Below are 2,743 nucleotides of genomic sequence, written 5' to 3' on the forward strand. Positions count from 1 at the left end.
CTTGCCGTATCGGGGCCGCGGGCGGGTTGGGGCGGGCCGGGCCGTGGACGAGAGGCGGTGCGGGGCGGGCCGGGACCGCGTCGCTGGCGCCGTCGGGTGGACGCATAAACGCTATTCGCGCACAGAAACACGTGCACACCGCGTTTATGCGAGTGGATCGCGTTTATGCGCCGCGCGGGCGGCGGCACCGGGGAGGGGCGCGGGGGCGGCGGCGGGGGCGGGGACGCTAAGGGCGGTCGGCACACGCCCGACGCCCGCGAACAAGCACGCGAGCGAACGGCGCACCTCAGCGCGCGAGCGGCGCCGACGACCGTACGACGAGCCGCGTCGGCAGGGGTGTGCTCTCGGTCACCGTGTCGGGTTCCTCGACGAGCAGAAGCACCTTCTGCATGAGGATCTCGCCGAGGGCGGCGAAGTCCTGTCGCACCGTGGCCAGTGAGGGGTAGACGAAAGCGGCCTCGGGCACATCGTCGAAGCCCACCACCCCGATGTCCTCGGGCACGCGCAGCCCGCGCTCGCGCAGCGCCGAGAGCACGCCGATCGCCATGTGGTCGTTGGCGACGAAGATGCCCTCGCCCGGCGACAGATCGGCCTCGGACGCGATGCGGTATCCACTCGCCGCCGACCAGTCGCCGTGCACGGCCGGCGTCGACTGCGCGCGAGCGGTCGCGATCTCTTCGCGCCACCCACGGATGCGCTCGACGGCGTCGGGGTTCCGCGCAGGGCCGGCGATGTGGCGCACGGTGTCATATCCCGCCTCGAGCAGGTGCCGAACGGCGCTGCGCGCCCCGCGGTACTGATCGATCGCCACGAGGCGAGGGTGAGGACGGGCACTGGCCGCCGCCGCCACGATCGGGACGTCGATGTCGAGCGCCTGGACCGCCGCGAGCACCTCCGTGTCGACGACGACGAGGACGATGGCATCCACGCGCTGCTTCAGCAGGCCGTCGATGGCCGCACGAACCGGGGCGACGTCGCTCTGCGGCGAGCTGATCGCGTCGACGTTGTACCGGGCCGCGCGCGCGGCGAAGTTGAAGTTCGTGGCGATCGAGGTCGGGCCGTAGTCGACGGTGCCCGGGGTGACCAGGCCGATCGTGCGGGTGCGGCGGGTGACCAGCGCACGGGCGGCGGGTGACGGGCTGTAGCGCAGCTGCGCGATCGCCTGCTCGACGCGCGCGCGGGTCGCGGGGCGCACGTTCGGCATGTTGTTGAGCACGCGCGAGACGGTCTGGTGCGACACCCCGGCGAGGCGGGCGACATCGAAGATGTTGGCGGTCCGCGAGGCCTTGTCTTCAGCCAACGCCGCCCTCGTCTCCGCTCGTATGACCGGCCACGAGCGCGAGCAGCGCGTCGGAGGTGAGGTCGGCAGCCGGCACGATCTGCGCGAGGACGCCGTCGCGCATCACCGCGACCAGATGAGCGACGCGCAGCACCTCGTCGAGCTCGGCCGAGATGTAGACGATCGAGAGCCCGTTGTCGCTGAGCTCTCCCACCAGCCGCTGGATCTCGGCCTTCGCCCCGACGTCGATGCCGCGGGTGGGTTCGTCGAGCACGATGAGCCGTGGCGACAGCGCGAGCAGACGCGCGAGGAGCACCTTCTGCTGGTTGCCGCCCGAGAGCGTGCGGACGGGACGGTCGATGTCGGCGGGCCGGATGTGCAGCGCCTCGACCCAGCTCATCGCGAGCTCGCGGCGCCGCGCGTTGGTGAGCCGGTGGAAGATCCCGCGCTGCGCCTGCAGCGCCAGGGTGATGTTGTCGAGGACGCTGAGGTCGCCGATGACCCCCTCGGTGCGCCGGTTCTCCGACGAGTAGGCGACGCGGCGGCGGATCGCCTCGCGCGGCGACGACAGGCGGACGGGCTCGCCGTCGATGCGCAGCTCGCCGCCGTCGGGGCGGTCGACACCCGTGAGCGAGCGCGCGAGTTCGCTGCGGCCGGATCCCAGAAGCCCCGCGACCCCGATCACCTCTCCCTCGGCGATGTCGACATCGGCCTCGCGAAGACGGGCCCCGGATGCCAAGCCCCGGGCGCTCAGCACCGACGGGCCCTCGGTGGTCTCGATCTCGCGCTGACCGAGCGGTGCGAGGACCTCGGCGGTCGCGCCGAGCATCTTCTCGACGAGATCGATGCGCAGCAGCTCACGCGTGCCGTACTCGCCGACCAGGCGTCCGCCGCGCAGCACCGTGACGCGGTCGCAGATCTCGTACACCTGATCGAGGAAGTGCGAGACGAAGACGATCGCGATGCCCTGCGCCTTGAGGTCGCGGATGACGCGGAACAGTTCGGCGACCTCGTCGGCATCCAGGCTCGACGTGGGCTCGTCGAGCACGAGCACCTTGACCTCGGTCGAGACCGCCCGCGCGATCGCGACCAGCTGCTGCACCGCGAGGGGATGCGACGACAGCACCGAGGACGGGTCGACGTCCACGCCGAGCGACGTCAGCGCCTCGACGGCGCGCTCGCGCATCGCGCGGTGGTCGATGACGCCCCAGCGACGCGGCTCACGGCCGAGCGAGATGTTCTCGGCCACCGTGAGGTTGGGCAGGAGGTCGATCTCCTGATAGACGGTCGAGATGCCGACCGCCTGCGCATCCGCCGGAGAGGAGAACCGCACCTCCCGGCCGTCGAGCTCGATCAACCCGGAGTCGAGACGGAGTGCACCGGTGATCGCCTTGATCAGCGTGGACTTGCCGGCGCCGTTCTCGCCCATGAGCGAGTGCACCTCGCCAGGGAGGAGGCGGAAGT

At 71.5% G+C, this 2,743-nt stretch carries 2 protein-coding genes; both read right to left on the reverse strand.

Annotated elements, in window-relative coordinates; translation table 11 throughout:
• Positions 1-286 precede the first annotated feature (286 nt).
• Positions 287-1,300: a LacI family DNA-binding transcriptional regulator gene (locus P2P98_RS09280; RefSeq protein WP_275799379.1), complete on the reverse strand. Its 1,014-nt coding sequence runs from the start codon at positions 1,298-1,300 to the stop codon at positions 287-289.
• Positions 1,293-2,743: sugar ABC transporter ATP-binding protein (locus tag P2P98_RS09285; protein ID WP_275799380.1), on the reverse strand; the 1,451-nt coding region annotated here is incomplete at its 5' end. The genes P2P98_RS09285 and P2P98_RS09280, both read right to left, overlap by 8 nt.

The organism is Microbacterium sp. Kw_RZR3 (assembly GCF_029222405.1).
Lineage (GTDB): Bacteria > Actinomycetota > Actinomycetes > Actinomycetales > Microbacteriaceae > Microbacterium.